This window comes from Bacteroides caccae (genome assembly GCF_002222615.2).
Classification (GTDB): domain Bacteria; phylum Bacteroidota; class Bacteroidia; order Bacteroidales; family Bacteroidaceae; genus Bacteroides; species Bacteroides caccae.
Window position 1 is genome coordinate 1,601,911 of sequence record NZ_CP022412.2, and the last position, 17,803, is coordinate 1,619,713.

A 17,803-nucleotide genomic window follows, 5' to 3' on the forward strand; every position below is an offset into this window, starting at 1 on the left:
GTACACATAAAAAAATCCCCTGCAAAGAACTTTTTTGCAGGGGACCGTTAAATCTTACCTATATCGGCCGGGGATTATTTAATCTTTTCCCGGATCTTCGTCAGATACTTTTTCATGCCTTCCGCATCTTTATTCTCAATGATTTCGAGAAGGTTCTTCAGCTCTGTCCGGATATTGGTTACTTGGCCCGGAGTGCGCGGGTTGAACAGGATTTCCTGAAGCAGGTAGTCGTCTTCGCTGAGCAGTCCTTTGGCAATGGCCATGTGTTTTTTGAAAGTAGTTCCCGGTGCTTCCTGATGTTTCATAACCGCCGCGAATACGAAAGTCGAAACGAACGGGATAGACAGGGAGTAGGCTACCGTTTCATCGTGTTCATCGAAAGTATATTCGAAGATGTTCAGTCGCAATGTCTGATACAGGTCTTTGAAGAATATCTTTCCGAGGTGGTCTCCTTCACTGATGATAATGGCATTTTCGCTGCTTAGGTTGCTAAGGCTGGCGAAAGTCGGGCCAAACATCGGGTGACTGGATACATATCGGAAGCCGCTTTCTTCGTAGAACTTCTTCAGTCCTGTTTTTACAGAGGCAATATCACTAATGATGCAGTCTTTAGGCAGTACGGGCAGCACTTTGCGAAAAGCGTCCAACGTATACTTTACTGTCACGGCATTTATGACCAGTTCGGGCTCAAATTCCTTAATCTCCTCCAATGTGGTGAAACGATACGTGTTATAGACGAAACGCAGTTGGTGCGGGTTGACGTCGAATACGGCCGTCTCATGTTGAAAGCTCAATATGTCAGTAAAGAAGGAGCCCATTTTGCCGGCTCCGAGGATTAATATTCTCATATTCTTATTTATTAAAGTTTCGCATATACTGCCTTCCGTATGGCTTTCTCTCTCAGAGGGAAGGGTACCGGTAGGGATGAGGTATATTTTTCTTTTAAAAAGGTATATTCATTATTTTCCTACCACCTCCCCCTACGGGTACTCCTCCTTCCCGAAGGAGGAGAAGCTATGCAGAAAGCTTACGAAGCTTCAGTTTATTACCTGATTATTTATTAATAATTTCCATTTGTTGACGAACAGATTCTTCATGGATTGCTTCAAATATTTTTTTCATAAACTCTGCATCCATGCCGCATTGTTCACCTTGTGCACCGCGCTTTTCAAGAATCTCATTATAACGTCCGGCCTGGAGAACGGTGATTCCGTGTTCTTTCTTGTAAGTACCGATTTCGCGGGCGATGCGCATTCTTTTTGCTAATTCCTGAATGATGTTATCATCGCATTCATCGATTTGCTTACGAAGTTGGGACAAGCTTTCGGTAGTCTGGGTTTCGGTGCGGATAACCAGTAAATTGAGGATGTAGTCGAGTACGTCCGGGGTCACTTGTTGTGAAGCGTCGCTCCATGCGCAATCCGGGTTACAGTGACTTTCCACAATCAGACCGTCGAAGTTCAGGTCCATAGCCTGCTGGCAAAGCGGGGCTATCAATTCACGCTTTCCTCCGATATGGCTCGGATCGCAGAAGATAGGCAGATTAGGAATGCGGCGGCGCAATTCGATAGGAATGTGCCATTGGGGGAGGTTGCGGTATATCTTTTTATCGTAGCTGCTGAAACCGCGGTGGATAGCACCCAGACGTTTCAGACCTGCATTGCTGATACGTTCCAAAGCTCCGATCCACAGCTCAAGATCCGGATTCACGGGATTCTTGACCAATACCGGGATATCAACACCTTTCAATGCATCGGCGATTTCCTGTACGGCGAAAGGGTTGGCAGTGGTACGTGCGCCTACCCAAAGAATATCGATTCCGGCTTTCAGGCATTCGTAAACGTGCTTGGCAGTAGCTACTTCAGTAGAAACATACATTCCTGTTTCCTTCTTCACTTCTTTCAACCAGGCAAGACCCTCTACACCGATTCCTTCGAAACCTCCCGGTTTGGTACGTGGTTTCCAGATTCCGGCACGGAATATTTTCTGTCCTTTGGCTGCCAGTTGTCTGGCGGTATCCATTACTTGTTCTTCAGTCTCTGCGCTACATGGGCCGGCGATGACGATTGGTCTTTTGGCTTCTATGCCCGGTAATAAAATTGATTCGAGTTCCATATTCTTATTTGTTTTTTATTCTTTTAATTCTTTCCAGTGCTTCTGCTAACTTATTGTCTTTGCAGCAGAGCGAGATACGGATATATCTTGCTCCGTTGCTGCCGAAGATAAATCCCGGTGTGATGAACACTCTCGCTTCATGCAATACTTTCTCCGTCAGTTCTTCCACATCCTTGCAGGAATCGGGTATCTTGCCCCAGAGAAACATACCGACTTGTTTCTCATCGTAGGTGCAACCGAGTGCTTTCATTATTTCACCGGCAAGGTGACGGCGGTTCCGGTAGTTCCGGTTGTTTCCGTCGTACCAGTCGGCTTCGGCTTCCAGGGCGGTTGCAGCCGCCAGTTGCATGGCGCGGAACATTCCACTGTCGATGTTGCTTTTCACTTTCAATATCCATTGTACGAATTCGGGATTTGACGCTAACATTCCGATACGCCAGCCCGGCATATTGTGGCTTTTGCTCATGGAATTGAATTCAATACAACATTCTTTAGCTCCCGGCACGCTCAGAATACTAATTGGCTTTTCGTTTAGGATAAAGCTGTACGGATTGTCGTTGACAATCACGAGATTCTTCCGGCGGGCAAAGTCAACGAGACGTTCATACAGTTCCGGAGTGGCGTTTGCGCCTGTCGGCATATTCGGGTAATTGGTCCACATCAACTTTACGCGGCCCAAATCCATATTCTCCAGAGTTTCGAAATCGGGCATCCAGCCATCTTCCTCTTTCAGGTCGTAGTTGATAACTTCCGCGCCGAGTATCTTGCTCAAAGAAGTATAAGTGGGATATCCCGGGTTCGGTACCAATACCTGTTCTCCCGGATTGACGAAAGCCAGTGTGACATGGAGGATTCCTTCCTTCGAGCCGATTAAAGGTTGTATTTCCGTGTTCGGGTTCAGGTCGACTCCATACCAGCGTTGATACCATGCTGCGAAACCTTTGCGAAGTTCGGGGATACCTACATACGGTTGGTAACCGTGTCCGTTCGGGTCGTGGGCATTATTGCACAATGTTTCGATTGTCTTTTCCGAAGGTGGCATATCAGGGCTTCCGATACCCAGACTTATCACGTCTTTTCCTTCCGCATTCATTTGTGCTACTTCTTTCAGTTTCTTAGAGAAGTAGTATTCGCTTACACTTGCCAGTCTGTCGGCGGGAGCGATCTTATACGTTTGATTTACCTTCTGCATATTCGCCTAATATTTTAAGTTCTTTGGTTAATGGAGTGATTGCTGCGATCGATTGTTTGTATCTCAGATAGTCGTTGAAAGCTACGTCCACATAAAACTGGTATTCCCATTCCCGTCCGATAATCGGCAACGACTGTATCTTAGTGAGGTTGATGTTGTAAAACGACAGGATAGACAACACTTGTGACAAGCTGCCTTCCGAGTGCGGCAGTGTGAATACCATGTTCGCCTTATTGATCGTGTTTGTACGGTGCTGGCGGAGCTCGTCCACTTGCCACGGGTCGGCAACGACTAGAAAACGGGTAAAGTTATGCTTATTTGTTTCGATACCTTCTTGAAGGACTTTCATTCCATAACGTTCGGCGGCTATCTTGGAGCAGATAGCGGCGTGTCCTTTCAGATTTCCGTTCTTGATAGCCTCTGCGCTACGTGCCGTATCTTCACCTTCCACTACTTTTAGTTGTGGGTGCTGGTTCAGGAAATCACGGCACTGCATCAGGGCGATAGGGTGGGAGTTGACTTCCGTCAGGTCTTCCCAACTTTCATCGGGCAGGCAGACGAAGCTGTGCGAGATGCGCAGTTTGTATTCACCGATAATTTGTGTACCGCTTTGTCTCAACAACTCGTTGTTGTGCAGCAAGCTGCCTGCAATCGTATTCTCTATGGCTAGCATTCCGATAACCTGACTGTCTTTACGTATCGAGGTAAACACGTCTTCGAAACTGGCACAACAGATTAATTCTATTTCTTCTCCCTCGAAGTACTTGTGTGCGGCGATATCGTGATATGAGCCGAGTGTTCCTTGAATTGCTATTTTTTTCATTGTTATAAATGTATTATATAAAAAAATCCCGCGTCCATATTGGAGCGGGATTCATATGATTGATTTCTCTTATTCAGTCCTTAAGCATCATGTCACTTGATACATACAAACTCCCGCTCTACTTTCTGGCTAAAGTAAAAGTAAAAAAAGAAGTAATATGCATAAGTAAATGATCTCATACGAGTCTTTGTTTTTTGCTTTGGTTTCTAATTCTGGGGCAAAAGTAATACTTTTCTGCTAAACGCAAACAAAAAGCGATACTTTTTTTGTTTTCTCTGCAAAAAAGAATGAAAAAGACATGGGATACCCTCTGTCGGAACGGGTTGAATGACTTCCGCCAATCAGAAGATTCCCGGCAATGCTTCCTGTTTTGGGCCGAGGTTCTTGAATTCTCCGTTCAGGCTGGCCTCATCTTTCGGATTCAGTTCCAATGACCTCTTCATATCTTCTACAGAACCGTCTTTATCTCCATTCAGCAGTTTGGCGCGGCCGCGTTCTTTGTATGCTTCTGCAAAGTTGGGGTTCAGTTCGATTGCTTCGTCGAACAGACTGATAGCTTCTGTCAACTTCTTCTGGTTGATGAAAAGTTGTCCCAGGTAGAGATATGCCTGTTCGTTGAAAGGATTCACTTCTGTTACAAGTTGGTAGTCGGCTTCTGCTTCTTCTTCCTGTCCGTTGGCTTCTTTCACTTTGCCGCGCAGGAGGATAGCGGTTTCTTCTTCCGGGTTCTGTGCCAGTACGGCGTCAATGTCTTCCATTGTTTCTTTATATTGCTTCATTTTCAGCAATGCTTCCGCACGCATCAGGCGGGCTTCGATGAAATCATCTTTCAAGGCAATCGCTTTTGTCAGGTGGGCAATCGTCATTAGGTCGTCGTCCTGTCCTTTACGGGCTTTGCCTAACAGATAGTGTGCCACTGCATTTCCCTCCTCGATAGCGATCGCTTTGCTGGCAGCTTCTTCCATTGCTTTGTAGTCCTCCTGTATGAAGCACACATTGGCCAATGTCAGGAATGTGTTTGTCACATGAGGTTCCATGATTGCCATTTTTTCCAGCAGTTCGCGGGCCTTTTCGGTTTCGCCCGTCTGGATATAAAGCTGGCTGAGATAACCCATTGTCTCGAAATCTTCTTCGATAGCAAGGGCCTCTGTGAAACATTTTACTGCGTAATCCGGACGTCCCATACGTTGTGCACGCAGACCGTCATATTTGAAGATCTCGAATCTTTTCCGGTCGTTTTTCTGTTTTTCACTTTCCGGTGTTTCTGACTTTCCGGAGAAGAAAGATTTAAAAAAGTTCGGCATGATGATATGTTGTTTTTGAGTTTATCTGCAAATGTAATAACTTATTTTGATATATGTAACATTCCGTCCTGCATCTTCAACTCACCTTCTTCCAATAAATATTGGATTACCCGGCTGATATCTTCTCTTTCTGCTTCAATGGCATTCGCTATTCCGGCAGGGGGCAAACTTTTCCGGGCAAGCAGTTCCAGGATTTGTTTTCTCATTTCTCTGAAAGAGTCTTCGGGCAGGCAGTCCGTTTCGTGACGATTCAGACAGACGTCGCATTGCTTGCAGTTATGCTCATTTTTTTCTCCGAAATAACGAAGCAACATCCGGCTCCGGCAAACGCTTTCGGAAGTGACATATTCTTCCATGGCTTTGATACGTGCTTCGTACCGGGCTTTGCGCTCTTCGTAGACAGAAGCCGGAATGTGCAGGTAACGTAGTTCCAGCCGCTCGCGCGTGTATATTATATAAGGTGTCTTTTTGTGCGGGATATAATCTACGATACGGCGTTTGGTCAGTGTCACCAATATATTATAAATTTGCTGGCGTGTCAATCCGGTGCGGATAGCCAGTGTGTCTTCGCTGATATAAGCATAATCGGTAAATACTCCCGTGTAGGAACGGAGAATGGTCTGTATCAGAGTTTCCGCTTCCGTACCCATTTCCCGTAGTTTATACAGCTCGTCCCGCCGGATTGTAAAAAGAATGCGGGAAGCATTGTCCTGTTCGTCCGTATACTCCAGATAGCCGGCTTGCGTCAGTATTTTCAACGCACTGTCCACCGGCACGGGGAAGTATTTGAACTTCCTGCAAAATTCTTCCAGGTTGAACTCACGGATACATTGGAATCCGTCACCCATGGCCATTTGGTAGTAATATTGCAGATGTTCGTATACCTGGAGGATATATTCTTTTTCGGGGAAAGTGTCCGCCACCCGTTTGTGCAATGTCATTTTGTCGGATTTGGCATACAGGATAACGGCATAGGCTTTCAGCCCGTCCCTTCCTGCCCGTCCGGCTTCTTGAAAGTACGCTTCGGGAGAGTCGGGAAGGTCGATATGCAGTACGATACGGACATCAGGCTTGTCGATGCCCATGCCGAAAGCGTTGGTGGCTACCATGACGCGGATTTCTCCGTTTTGCCAGCGTTTCTGCCGGAGGTCTTTTACGGCATTGTCCAGTCCGGCATGATAGAAGTCGGCGGTAATGCCTTCCTGCATTAATAATTCGGTGATTTCTTTGGTGCGTCTCCTGTTGCGGACATAGATAATTGCGCTGCCGTCTATCCTTTTCAGGATATGTAGCAGTTCTCCCGTCTTATTGTCCGTTTTGCGGACGATATATGCCAGATTCTTCCGTTCGAAACTCATACGGAAAACATTCTCTTCGCGAAAGTTCAGCCGTGACTGAATATCTTTTACGACTTCCGGAGTAGCCGTTGCCGTTAGTGCCAGCACCGGAACACCCGGCAGCAGTTCCCGTATTTCTGCTATCTTCAGGTAAGCCGGACGGAAATCATACCCCCATTGTGAGATACAGTGGCTTTCGTCTACCGTAATCATGGAGACCTTCATTGAACGAAGTTTGATACGGAATATTTCCGTATCCAGCCGTTCCGGAGAGATATAAAGGAACTTATAGTCGCCGAAGATACAGTTTTCCAGCGCAGTGACAATCTCCTGACGTGTCATGCCGGAATATATGGCGAGCGCTTTGATTCCGCGTTTGCGCAGATTCTGCACCTGGTCTTTCATCAGGGCGATGAGGGGTGTAATGACAATACAAAGTCCACTCTGGGCGAGAGCGGGCACCTGGAATGTGATAGATTTACCACCTCCGGTCGGCATTAACCCCAGCGTGTCCTTACCTTCGCCTATACTGGTGATGATCTCCTCCTGCAAGTCGCGGAAGGAGTCATATCCCCAATATTGTTTTAATATCTCCTGATACTTATTCAATCGGCTTTATATCTTCGATTTGAAGTTGGACTTCGCCACGCTTGTGCGTGTTTTCTTCAATGGTGTAACAAATGTCGAAGGAGCGCTTTGTCTTGATATAGCGCACGTGCGAACTTTGTCCGAATGCGATACCGTTCATTACATTGTTCGACTTGTTGTCAACCAGTTCCAATTTGATATGTTCCTGGTCGCGTCCCACCACTTTGCTTGTACCGTAGTCATATACATGATGCGTACAGAAAATCGGCTTCATATTGTCCGGGCCGAAAGGATTGAACTTCTTCAGGTCACTGAAGAACCTGGGCGTAATATCCCTGAAATCAATTTCAGCATCGATGTCGATTACCGCACTGGTCTGTTCGGGCAGGATATGCTGCGAAACGAAGTCCTCGAACCGCTTGGTGAAAGCCTCCACATTCTCTACTTTCATGGATAATCCGGCAGCGTATGTATGCCCTCCGAAGTTCTCAAGCAAGTCGCGGCAATGTTCGATCGCCTTATAAACATCAAAACCGGAAACGGAGCGTGCCGAACCAGTTGCCATGTCATCTGTCCGTGTCAGTACAACGGCGGGACGATAATAAACTTCTGTCAGGCGGGAAGCTACGATGCCGATCACCCCTTTGTGCCATTCTTCATTGTAGAGAACGATAGAACGCCGTTCGGCCAACCCTTCCAGATTGGCGACAATGTTGTTGGCTTCTTCCGTCATGCTCTTGTCGAGGTCCTTGCGGGTTTCGTTGTACTGGTTGATTTGTCCTGCTTTCTCCAGTGCAACCGAGAAATCTTTCTCCGTGAGCAGGTCGACAGCTTCTTTTCCATTCTGGATACGTCCCGAAGCATTGATGCGCGGTCCGATTTTGAACACGATATCGCTGACAGTGATTTCCCGTTCGGAGAGTCCGCAGACGTCAATAATTGCTTTCATTCCCACACTCGGATTACTGTTCAGCTGTTTCAGTCCGTGAAAAGCAAGAATACGGTTCTCGCCCATAATCGGCACGATGTCCGAAGCGATACTTACCGCTACCAGATCGAGCAGAGGAATCAAGTGATGAAACTCGATACCGTTGCTGATAGCAAATGCCTGCATGAACTTGAAACCGACACCGCAGCCCGAAAGGTGTGTGTACGGATACGTATTGTCCGGACGTTTGGCGTTTAGGATGGCTACGGCAGGAGGAAGGATGTCATCCGGCACGTGGTGGTCACAGATGATAAAATCAATACCTTTCTCTTTGGCATACGTTATTTCCTCCACTGCTTTGATGCCGCAATCGAGTACAATAATCAATCCTACACCGGTTTCAGCGGCATAGTCCACTCCTTTTTTAGAAATGCCATACCCTTCGTTATAGCGGTCGGGTATGTAATAATCCAAGTTCGAATAGAACTGTTGGATAAACTTGTAGACTAGTGCTACGGCGGTAGTTCCGTCTACATCATAATCTCCATAAATCAGAATACGCTCTTTCTTTCCCATAGCCTTATTCAGACGTTCTACTGCAATATCCATGTCGTTCATCAGGAACGGATCGTGCAGGTCGGGCAATTGCGGGCGGAAAAACTTCTTGGCGTCAACCGCCTTCGTTATTCCCCGCTGTACCAAAAGTTGTCCAAGTATCGGGCTAATCCCTAATTCCTGGGCCAATGTCTGGCTTGTCTCTGCCTGTTCGGGTGTAATGGGTTGATAATTCCATTTGTGATTCATTTTATATATTGTTTTTTCTTTTTCTGCTCTCAGGGGTCAGAAAGGCACTTCTTCCCAACAAGGGGTAAAAGTACGAAAAAAACCGGAGGTGAGTGTAGATATGACGAAAATATTTCAAAGGGGATAGAAAATCGGAAGTTTGCTAATGGTGGCATTAAGTGTTTACGGTGGCTTTTTAATAGATGACTTCTCCGGCATTAAGACTAAACTTCTCTTGGATAAGGATTGAACTTTTTCGTATAGGAATCAATCTATAAACGCAAGTTCCGTTTTTATAAACGAAACTTTCATTTATAAAAACGAAACTTTCATTTTTATAATCAAAGCTTGCGTTTATAGATTGATGTTAGGCAACGATAACTTTGTCACTGGATGGGCGGAAGTTTGTAATAAACAGACAGCAACTTTGCTATACTCTTATGATAAATAAAGATTCTGATCCTGTTGGAGTGCAGATATATATATGACTTATATCAAACCAGCTCTTTCCAACCTTATCATATTGGAAAGAGCTGGTTTGATATTGAGAGGTATATGTTTTTATTTCTTCTTTCTTAAATCCCTGCCTTCATACTTGCAGATCGCTTCTATCCATTCCTCCGTCAGAGGCATGGACTCATGTCTCTCCAGGTCGAAAGTCACCATGATTGATTTGCAGATACATTTTATCTCGTTCGTCTTTGTGTCGATCACCCGTTGGAGCAGATGAAAGCTTTTCGTTCCTACTTCGGAAACGGCAGTCTGTACGGCGATATGGTCTGATGCGAAGATCTGTTTGACGAAATCTGCTTCGATATGGACAACGACAATGCCGGTCTTCTCCCAGTCGACTCCGGGACATACGGAAGCGAAGTATTCAGTCTTGCCCAAATCGTAAAAAGAAAAATAAACAGTGTTGTTGACGTGACCGAATTTATCTACGTCATTGAAGCGCAACTGAATAGGTAGCGTGTGGTGAAATACGATTTCTTCCATTGTTTTCACTTAATCTTTTTGAATTCGACGCAAAAGTAGTACTTTTGCGTGTTATTCTCAACTGAAATTACTCAAGAAATGATAGAAGATATTAAAAAAGCCTGTCAGGTGATGAATGAAGGAGGTGTCATCCTTTATCCTACCGATACCGTTTGGGGCATAGGCTGTGACGCGACTAACGAAGAAGCTGTACGTCGGGTATATGAGATTAAGAAACGTGCCGATAGCAAAGCTATGCTGGTGCTGGTTGATTCGTCTGTCAAGGTGGATTTTTATGTACAGGATGTTCCTGATGTGGCATGGGATTTGATAGAAGTTGCCGATAAACCATTGACGATTATCTATTCCGGTGCACGCAATTTGGCTCCGAACCTGCTTGCGGAAGACGGAAGCGTGGGAATCCGTGTGACGAATGAAGCGTTTTCCAAACGTCTTTGCCAGCAGTTCCGCAAGGCAATCGTGTCTACATCAGCCAATGTAAGCGGCCAGCCGGGAGCTGCCAACTTTAGTGAAATCAGTGACGAGATCAAATCGGCAGTAGACTATATCGTCGGCTATCGTCAGGACGATATGAGCAGACCGAAACCCTCAAGTATTATAAAACTGGACAAAGGTGGAGTGATTAAGATAATTCGCGAATAAATGAAAGAGGAAAAACTTAGTTTATTGCAGCGTTGCATCAAGTGGCGGGAAAATAATATCAAGGAGAAACAGTTTATCCTGATATTGAGTTTTCTGGTGGGGATTTTCACTGCGTTTGCCGCTTTACTATTGAAGTTCTTCATTCACCAGATACAGAACTTCTTAACAGATAATTTCAATGCGACGGAAGCCAACTATTTGTATCTGGTGTATCCGGTAGTCGGAATTTTTCTTGCAGGCTGGTTTGTGCGTAACATTGTGAAGGATGACATCAGCCATGGGGTCACCAAGATTCTGTATGCTATCTCCCGTAGGCAGGGACGCATCAAGCGGCATAACATTTGGTCGTCTACCATTGCCAGTGCCATTACGATCGGATTCGGCGGATCGGTAGGGGCGGAGGCGCCGATTGTGCTGACGGGGTCGGCGATCGGTTCCAATTTGGGCAGTGTGTTCAAAATGGAGCACCGGACGTTGATGTTGCTGGTAGGATGTGGCGCGGCAGGTGCGATTGCCGGAATCTTTAAGGCTCCGATCGCCGGACTGGTGTTTACGCTGGAAGTCCTGATGATAGATCTGACTATGTCTTCTTTACTCCCGTTGCTGATTTCTGCAGTGACGGCGGCAACCGTTTCGTATATCACTACCGGCACGGAAGCCATGTTCAAGTTTCATCTCGACCAGGCATTCGAACTGGAACGTATTCCTTTCGTTATCCTGCTGGGGATTTTCTGCGGTCTGATTTCGCTGTACTTCACACGTGCTATGAACTCGGTAGAAGGAGTTTTCGGTAAGCTCAACAATCCTTATAAGAAACTGGCTTTCGGCGGTGTTATGCTGAGTGTGCTGATTTTCCTTTTTCCACCTCTCTATGGTGAAGGTTACGATACAATCAACCTGTTGCTGAACGGAACGTCTGCGGCGGAGTGGGATACGGTGATGAACAACTCCATGTTCTACGGCTACGGCAATCTGTTATTGGTCTATTTGATGTTGATTATCTTATTGAAGGTATTTGCTTCCAGTGCGACGAACGGTGGTGGTGGATGTGGTGGTATATTTGCTCCTTCACTTTATCTGGGATGTATTGCCGGATTTGTATTCTCGCATTTCAGCAATGATCTTGCTTTCTCAGCTTATCTGCCCGAAAAGAATTTCGCTTTAATGGGAATGGCGGGAGTGATGAGCGGAGTGATGCACGCTCCGTTGACGGGTGTCTTCCTGATTGCTGAACTGACCGGAGGATACGACTTGTTCCTTCCGTTGATGATTGTGTCTGTCAGTTCTTATCTCACGATTATAGCGTTTGAGCCTCATAGTATCTATTCGATGCGTCTGGCAAAGAAAGGACAACTGCTTACGCATCATAAGGATAAAGCGGTATTGACATTGATGAAAATGGAGAATGTCGTGGAGAAGGATTTCGTAGTGGTTCATCCTGAAATGGATTTAGGCGAACTGGTGAAGGCTATCGCCGCTTCCCACCGGAATGTGTTTCCCGTGACGGATAAGAAGACTGGCGAACTGTTGGGAGTTGTACTGCTCGACGATATCCGGAACATCATGTTCCGTCAGGAACTTTATCATCGTTTTACTGTTAATAAATTAATGACATCCGCCCCAGCCAAGATATTCGATTCGGACGGAATGGAACAGGTGATGCAGACTTTCGATGATACCAAAGCCTGGAATCTTCCCGTGGTGGATGAGGAAGGACGTTATCAGGGATTTGTCTCTAAATCGAAGATATTTAACTCATACCGGCAGGTATTAGTACATTTTTCAGAAGACTAACCACCCGCCGTCCGACAAGGTACCGGGGCCTGGGTTCTATGTAGATAAAAGTGATTAGATTATGAAGAAAGAAGATTTAAGAATAGTATATATGGGTACTCCCGATTTTGCGGTGGAGGCCTTGCGTCAGTTGGTAGAAGGCGGATATAACGTTGTGGGCGTGATAACGATGCCCGATAAGCCGGCCGGACGCGGACATAAGATTCAATATTCTCCCGTTAAACAATATGCGCTCGAACAGAATTTGCCGTTACTCCAACCGGAGAAGTTGAAAGATGAGGCGTTTGTACAGGCGTTGCGTGAATGGAAAGCGGATTTGCAGATTGTGGTTGCTTTCCGTATGTTACCGGAAGTGGTGTGGAGTATGCCGCGGTTGGGAACTTTCAATCTCCATGCTTCTTTGCTTCCTCAATACCGGGGGGCCGCTCCTATCAATTGGGCGGTAATTAATGGAGATACGGAAACGGGTATCACTACTTTCTTCCTGAAGCATGAGATAGATACGGGAGAAGTCATTCAGCAGGTACGTGTACCTATTGCCGATACGGATAATGTAGAGATTGTGCATGATAAACTGATGATGTTGGGCGGAAAGCTGGTCGTTGAGACGGTGGACGCCATTCTGAACGGTGTGGTAAAACCGGTTCCGCAGGAAGAAATGGCGATTGTCGGTGAGCTTCGTCCTGCTCCGAAGATATTCAAAGAGACTTGCCGGATCGACTGGAATCAACCGGTGAAGAAAGTCTATGATTTTATTCGCGGACTCTCTCCTTATCCGGCTGCCTGGAGTGAATTGGTCAGTCCTGAAGGAGAAGTGGTGGTCGTGAAGATTTTCGAAAGCGAAAAAGTTAGTGAAGCGCATCAATTGTCTGCCGGAACGATTGTGACGGATGGGAAGAAATATATAAAGGTGGCTGTGCCCGATGGGTTCGTGTCTGTCCTTTCTTTGCAACTTCCCGGCAAGAAACGTCTGAAAACGGATGAATTGCTTCGTGGATTCCGTCTGACGAACGAATATAAAATGAACTGACCTGATAATAGATAACATGAACCGTCTCGAGTTCGAGACAAACCGAATCTAAAATAAACACATAACGGAATTTGATTTTTGAGCAAAGCGTAGCGAATTGGCTGAGAAAGTGTTCGTTACGCTTTGTTTTTCTTTTGGAGTGAAGCCATCTGAAACCGTATCGAAACCGAACTGTGCAAGAGTTCAGTTACCACCTCATTACCGCATGATATAGTGCATATTTCTTGTTAAGCGGTTCTTATTCTGCGGTTTGCGTAATTTTGCATAGCTGTCGGTAACTCACTGTAATATAGTTTTGTAACCAAAAAAAGGAGTGAGTTATGAGAAGTACATTCAAAGTATTGTTCTATGTGAAGAAAGGCAGCGAAAAGCCTAACGGCAACCTGCCTTTGATGTGCCGTATCACGGTGGACGGTGAAATCAAACAGTTCAGTTGCAAGATGGACGTTCCATTGCGGCTGTGGGACGTGAAGAACAACCGAGCTTCCGGCAAGAGTGTCGAAGCGCAGAGAATCAACCGTGCGGTGGATAAAATCCGAGTGGAAATAAACCGCCGCTATCATGAACTGATGCAGACGGGCGGATATGTTACAGCAGCCAAGCTGAAAGATGCCTATCTCGGTATAGGGGTCAAGCAGGAAACCCTGTTGAAACTCTTCGACCGGCACAACGCCAAGTTCGCCAAGAAAGTGGGACACAGCAGGGCAAAGGGGACATTCCAGCGTTACATAACCGTCTGCAAGCATCTCCATGAGTTTATCCCATATACCTACAAACGTGAAGATATTCCACTGAAAGAGTTAAACCTCACATTCATCAACGATTTCGAGTATTTCCTACGCACTGAGAAGAGATGCCGCACCAATACCGTATGGGGTTATATGATTGTGTTGAAACACATCGTTGCCATCGCAAGGAATGACGGACGGTTGCCGTTCAATCCATTTGCGGGATATATCAACTCTCCCGAAAGCGTGGACAGAGGGTATCTGACCAAATCGGAAATACAGACGCTTATGGACGCACCGATGAAGAACGCCTATCATGAACTTGTCAGGGATATGTTTGTCTTTTCCGTTTTCACGGGGTTGGCATATTCCGATGTGAAGAATCTGACCACCGACAACCTGCAAACATTCTTTGACGGCAACCTGTGGATAATCACCCGAAGGAAGAAGACCAACACCGAATCCAATATCCGCCTGTTGGACGTTCCCAGAAAGATAATAGAGAAATACAGGGGCTTGGCGAGGGATAACAAAGTGTTCCCCATGCCGAGCAATACCACCTGCAACAAGATACTGAAAGAAATCGGCAGACAATGCGGCTTCAAGACACGTCTAAGCACACACGTTGCGAGACATACGAACGCCACGACCGTACTTTTGTCCAACGGAGTACCCATTGAAACCGTCAGCCGTCTGCTGGGACATACCAATATCAAAACCACGCAGATATACGCCAAAATCACCTCCCAGAAGATTAGTCAGGACATGGAAGCCCTGTCGCATAAGTTGGAGGATATGGAGAAGAACATTTGCAGTGCCATTTAACAACACTAAAAACGAAACACCGATGAAAAGAGAAAGGGATATAATCACGATAGACGAGTACGGAAAAGTTACCATACCGACCGATATAGGCGCAACCGCCATGACCGAGTGGGAACTCTGCAATCTGTTCGGGATAACCGCCCTGACATTTAGGACTGCTATAAAGGCTCTCTGCAAAAGCGGAGTTTTGAAGAAATACGGATAAGACGAACTATCCGAATATCGGACAAAAGCAGCATGGATGTTTACAACCTCGAAACGATAACCGCTCTCGCTTTCCACCTCGGCACATACGGAGCGGAACAGATACGCCAAGCCTTATTGGATAGAATAATGCACGGGAGAAAAGAGAAAACGGCAGTCTTCGTTTCGCTGTTCACGGAGAGGAAATCCGACAGCCGTTGGCAAGCGTGATGAATATCAACAAGCAAGCATATCACCATGCAAACAAGTTGATATGTCTGACGGACTGACGTATTGAAATCAATAAACCAATACGACAAAATTTACGCTATTTGGCGGAAAATACAGATGATAATTCCCTTGCCGCAGGCAAAGCGGAGCAATCATTCCCGTTTTCAAAGGCAAATTAAGCACGGGGCTTGATGTCGGCTTCAAGGTCAGGCGGCTATGCCGTTTCCCGACAAATCTTCCTCTCGCTTCGCTGCGAGCGTATTTATCGGGAAAACCTTGCTTCCGACTGCCCCATGCAAGAGAAGCCTTTGCAAACGGAAACGACCGCCCCGCCACCCACCGACCGAAAGGAAAAATAATATATGGAGAGTTTGGGTTGGGCAAGCATAGAAATAGCAACCGCCGTTCGAGATGTCCGGCACACTCGGTAAAGTGAGCAAAGTGGATATAGTGAGTGCAGACTGCAAAGCCCGCAAGCGGGTTCAATCGGCATACCGATAACGCATGGAGGTATTTCCGCAAGAAAATACCATAGTTTATTAGGGAATTTTCCGAGCCGCATTGCAAGCAACGCTGAAAATTCCCCAATAAGCCAAAGAGGTTGCACCTCTCTGGACTCTCCCAAAGACCAACGGCAAGAGCCGTACAGAATAATCATTATTGTTTCACAATTCAAGAAGAAAGGAAAGTTATATATGGGCTATGCAGTATTACATATGGAGAAGACAGGCGGAACGGATGCCGCCATGTCCGCACACATAGAACGAACTATCCATCCGAAAAATGCCGATGCGAGCCGGACTCATCTCAATCGGGAACTGATAAAGTTTCCTGACGGAGTGGAGAACAGGACACAAGCCATACAGCACCGATTGGACACCGCAGGACTGACACGCAAAATCGGCAACAACCAAGTGAGGGCAATCCGTGTCCTGCTTACGGGAACGCACGAGGATATGGAACGTATCACCCAAGAGGGCAGACTTGATAAATGGTGCGAGGATAATTTGAGATACCTCTCTGATACATTCGGCAGGGAGAACATCGTGTCGGTAGTCCTGCATATGGATGAGCAGACACCTCATATCCACGCAACACTCGTTCCAATAGTCAGAGAGGAACGCAAGCGCAAGAAGAAAGAGCAGCAGGTAAAGAAGCGATACCGCAAGAAGCCGACCGATGCCGCCCGACTGTGTGCCGATGATATTATGACACGTGCCAAGCTCAAATCCTATCAGGACAGCTATGCACAAGCCAAGATACAGACCATGCAGACCGAACACAAGAAAGAGCTATCAAGGCTTACCGCCTTGTTGAACAAGACCTTGAAATGGTTTCCGCAAATCAAGGGTATACTCAATCTCGAAAGGGTGTGCCTTGCCGGAGGTTTCAGTCAAGAACAGACGGCAGTGCTGATGATGGGCAAGCCGCTTGAATATAGCGGTGAACTATATTCGGAAGAATACAAACGGAAATTCATGGCAAAGGATGTCAAAGCCAAAGTGTTCACCGACAAAGGGAAGTTCGTCCTTACGATTGACTTGAAACCAATTGGGGATTGGTTCAGGGAGCAGTTTGGGAAGCTAAAACAGGGGTTCAATGTTCGGCAAAATCCAAAACAAAGCCGACTTAAACTATAAATCAAGGCAAAATCCGTGATATTTGGTGTTTTATGAGCGTTATATCACGGATATTTTATACTTTTGTATTTGGATTGAGGCAACTCTTTCCAAGACATACGAAAAAAGAAGAAGCGTTATGCTTATCTTGTAAGTTGGAAACGTAGGAAATTTCGGACTTAGTACGAGAGAAGGCATAGTGGTTCTCACGCTATAGCGTGGGCTGCTATTACCATATCCGTACTAAAGGTTTTTCCTACGACCTCCAACTTAGACGTGGTAGCATTGCAGTTCACGCTTCGTGCATCAATAAAGGTCTTTGAAGGGCTGCCAAAGACATATATACAATTATGGCAGTAATGAAGTTTCCAGTCGTAGAGCTTGCGGAGGATAAGTTTCAAGTTTCAGTAGATATGAGCCTGTATGTTAAGGAGGTTTTGACAGCGGCTATCTACAAGTTTTCTCACCTATTCTATATACATCAGCAAACGGATGCTAATAATCAGACGCTTGTGAATGTTATTTTTGAGTCGAAAGACAATAATAAGGTGACCGAAGATGTGCCTAAACAATTCTGCAATGAATTGATAGACCAACAGATTCGATATAATACGAATGCACAGTTCGGACATATTCGTGACATGATAGTTCAAGAAGCGTTCAAACCTGTAACTTCTAAATAACG

The 17,803-nt window shown here is 46.0% G+C and carries 15 protein-coding genes and 1 pseudogene; 7 read left to right on the forward strand and 9 right to left on the reverse strand.

The features are described 5' to 3' along the window. Positions 1-74: 74 nt before the first annotated feature. The 8 genes from CGC64_RS06365 to CGC64_RS06405 all read right to left on the reverse strand — a co-directional run bounded on the left by CGC64_RS06365 (position 75) and on the right by CGC64_RS06405 (position 10,066). A complete protein-coding gene (locus tag CGC64_RS06365; protein WP_005677055.1) occupies positions 75-848 on the reverse strand; it encodes a prephenate dehydrogenase in 774 nt (257 codons plus the stop codon). A 205-nt stretch (positions 849-1,053) separates the two neighbouring features. Continuing rightward, positions 1,054-2,115, reverse strand: coding sequence for a bifunctional 3-deoxy-7-phosphoheptulonate synthase/chorismate mutase type II (locus CGC64_RS06370; RefSeq protein WP_005677057.1), 1,062 nt, complete (start codon positions 2,113-2,115; stop codon positions 1,054-1,056). Between the two features lie 4 nt (positions 2,116-2,119). Then, a complete protein-coding gene (locus CGC64_RS06375; protein ID WP_005677058.1) occupies positions 2,120-3,307 on the reverse strand; it encodes a pyridoxal phosphate-dependent aminotransferase in 1,188 nt (395 codons plus the stop codon). Continuing rightward, positions 3,282-4,130 carry a prephenate dehydratase gene (locus CGC64_RS06380; RefSeq protein ID WP_005677059.1) on the reverse strand — a complete coding sequence of 283 codons (849 nt, stop codon included), beginning with the start codon at positions 4,128-4,130 and terminating at the stop codon, positions 3,282-3,284. The genes CGC64_RS06375 and CGC64_RS06380 overlap by 26 nt, the downstream gene beginning before the upstream one ends. A 341-nt stretch (positions 4,131-4,471) precedes the next feature. Continuing rightward, on the reverse strand, positions 4,472-5,434 hold the full coding sequence (locus CGC64_RS06390; protein ID WP_005677060.1) for a tetratricopeptide repeat protein: 963 nt from the start codon (positions 5,432-5,434) through the stop codon (positions 4,472-4,474). Between the two features lie 41 nt (positions 5,435-5,475). After that, a complete protein-coding gene (locus CGC64_RS06395) occupies positions 5,476-7,380 on the reverse strand; it encodes a RecQ family ATP-dependent DNA helicase (protein ID WP_022042307.1) in 1,905 nt (634 codons plus the stop codon). Next, positions 7,373-9,091, reverse strand: a complete 1,719-nt coding sequence (gene recJ, locus CGC64_RS06400) for a single-stranded-DNA-specific exonuclease RecJ (RefSeq protein ID WP_005677064.1) — start codon at positions 9,089-9,091, stop codon at positions 7,373-7,375. Before recJ ends, CGC64_RS06395 begins: the two co-directional genes overlap by 8 nt. Before the next feature lie 540 nt (positions 9,092-9,631). Then, positions 9,632-10,066 carry an acyl-CoA thioesterase gene (locus tag CGC64_RS06405; RefSeq protein WP_005677066.1) on the reverse strand — a complete coding sequence of 145 codons (435 nt, stop codon included), beginning with the start codon at positions 10,064-10,066 and terminating at the stop codon, positions 9,632-9,634. A 78-nt stretch (positions 10,067-10,144) separates the two neighbouring features. Between CGC64_RS06405 and CGC64_RS06410 the strand changes: the two genes are divergently transcribed. The 5 genes and pseudogenes from CGC64_RS06410 (at position 10,145) to CGC64_RS19090 (ending at position 15,499) form a co-directional block, all read left to right on the forward strand. Beyond that, positions 10,145-10,708 carry an L-threonylcarbamoyladenylate synthase gene (locus tag CGC64_RS06410; RefSeq protein ID WP_005677067.1) on the forward strand — a complete coding sequence of 188 codons (564 nt, stop codon included), beginning with the start codon at positions 10,145-10,147 and terminating at the stop codon, positions 10,706-10,708. After that, positions 10,709-12,502 carry a chloride channel protein gene (locus CGC64_RS06415; protein WP_005677068.1) on the forward strand — a complete coding sequence of 598 codons (1,794 nt, stop codon included), beginning with the start codon at positions 10,709-10,711 and terminating at the stop codon, positions 12,500-12,502. A gap of 61 nt (positions 12,503-12,563) precedes the next feature. Next, a complete protein-coding gene (gene fmt / locus CGC64_RS06420) occupies positions 12,564-13,532 on the forward strand; it encodes a methionyl-tRNA formyltransferase (protein WP_005677069.1) in 969 nt (322 codons plus the stop codon). 320 nt (positions 13,533-13,852) lie between these two features. Then, positions 13,853-15,085, forward strand: a complete 1,233-nt coding sequence (locus CGC64_RS06425; protein ID WP_005677070.1) for a site-specific integrase — start codon at positions 13,853-13,855, stop codon at positions 15,083-15,085. 22 nt (positions 15,086-15,107) lie between these two features. After that, positions 15,108-15,499 (forward strand): annotated as a pseudogene (locus CGC64_RS19090) (hypothetical protein). Positions 15,500-15,568: 69 nt separating this feature from the next. Here the strand turns inward: CGC64_RS19090 and CGC64_RS18800 are convergent. Continuing rightward, complete coding sequence (locus tag CGC64_RS18800; RefSeq protein ID WP_157448285.1) at positions 15,569-15,985, reverse strand: hypothetical protein; 417 nt, start codon at positions 15,983-15,985, stop codon at positions 15,569-15,571. A 209-nt stretch (positions 15,986-16,194) separates the two neighbouring features. Here CGC64_RS18800 and mobV point away from each other — a divergent pair, with 209 nt between their 5' ends. Both mobV and hxsD read left to right on the forward strand, forming a co-directional pair. After that, entirely contained in the window at positions 16,195-17,139 is a 945-nt protein-coding gene (gene mobV, locus CGC64_RS06440; RefSeq protein ID WP_005677073.1) for a MobV family relaxase, read from the forward strand. A gap of 329 nt (positions 17,140-17,468) precedes the next feature. Then, positions 17,469-17,801, forward strand: a complete 333-nt coding sequence (hxsD, locus tag CGC64_RS06445; RefSeq protein ID WP_005677074.1) for a His-Xaa-Ser system protein HxsD — start codon at positions 17,469-17,471, stop codon at positions 17,799-17,801. The last annotated feature ends 2 nt before the right edge of the window (positions 17,802-17,803 follow it).

Bases quoted from the DNA above. Each gene is read 5' to 3' on its own strand.
- CGC64_RS06365 (WP_005677055.1), bottom strand. From the start codon at position 848: ATGAGAATATTAATCCTCGGAGCCGGCAAAATGGGCTCCTTCTTTACT.
- CGC64_RS06370 (WP_005677057.1), bottom strand. From the start codon at position 2,115: ATGGAACTCGAATCAATTTTATTACCGGGCATAGAAGCCAAAAGACCA.
- CGC64_RS06375 (WP_005677058.1), bottom strand. From the start codon at position 3,307: ATGCAGAAGGTAAATCAAACGTATAAGATCGCTCCCGCCGACAGACTG.
- CGC64_RS06380 (WP_005677059.1), bottom strand. From the start codon at position 4,130: ATGAAAAAAATAGCAATTCAAGGAACACTCGGCTCATATCACGATATC.
- CGC64_RS06390 (WP_005677060.1), bottom strand. From the start codon at position 5,434: ATGCCGAACTTTTTTAAATCTTTCTTCTCCGGAAAGTCAGAAACACCG.
- recJ (WP_005677064.1), bottom strand. From the start codon at position 9,091: ATGAATCACAAATGGAATTATCAACCCATTACACCCGAACAGGCAGAG.
- CGC64_RS06405 (WP_005677066.1), bottom strand. From the start codon at position 10,066: ATGGAAGAAATCGTATTTCACCACACGCTACCTATTCAGTTGCGCTTC.
- CGC64_RS06410 (WP_005677067.1), top strand. From the start codon at position 10,145: ATGATAGAAGATATTAAAAAAGCCTGTCAGGTGATGAATGAAGGAGGT.
- CGC64_RS06415 (WP_005677068.1), top strand. From the start codon at position 10,709: ATGAAAGAGGAAAAACTTAGTTTATTGCAGCGTTGCATCAAGTGGCGG.
- fmt (WP_005677069.1), top strand. From the start codon at position 12,564: ATGAAGAAAGAAGATTTAAGAATAGTATATATGGGTACTCCCGATTTT.
- CGC64_RS06425 (WP_005677070.1), top strand. From the start codon at position 13,853: ATGAGAAGTACATTCAAAGTATTGTTCTATGTGAAGAAAGGCAGCGAA.
- mobV (WP_005677073.1), top strand. From the start codon at position 16,195: ATGGGCTATGCAGTATTACATATGGAGAAGACAGGCGGAACGGATGCC.
- hxsD (WP_005677074.1), top strand. From the start codon at position 17,469: ATGGCAGTAATGAAGTTTCCAGTCGTAGAGCTTGCGGAGGATAAGTTT.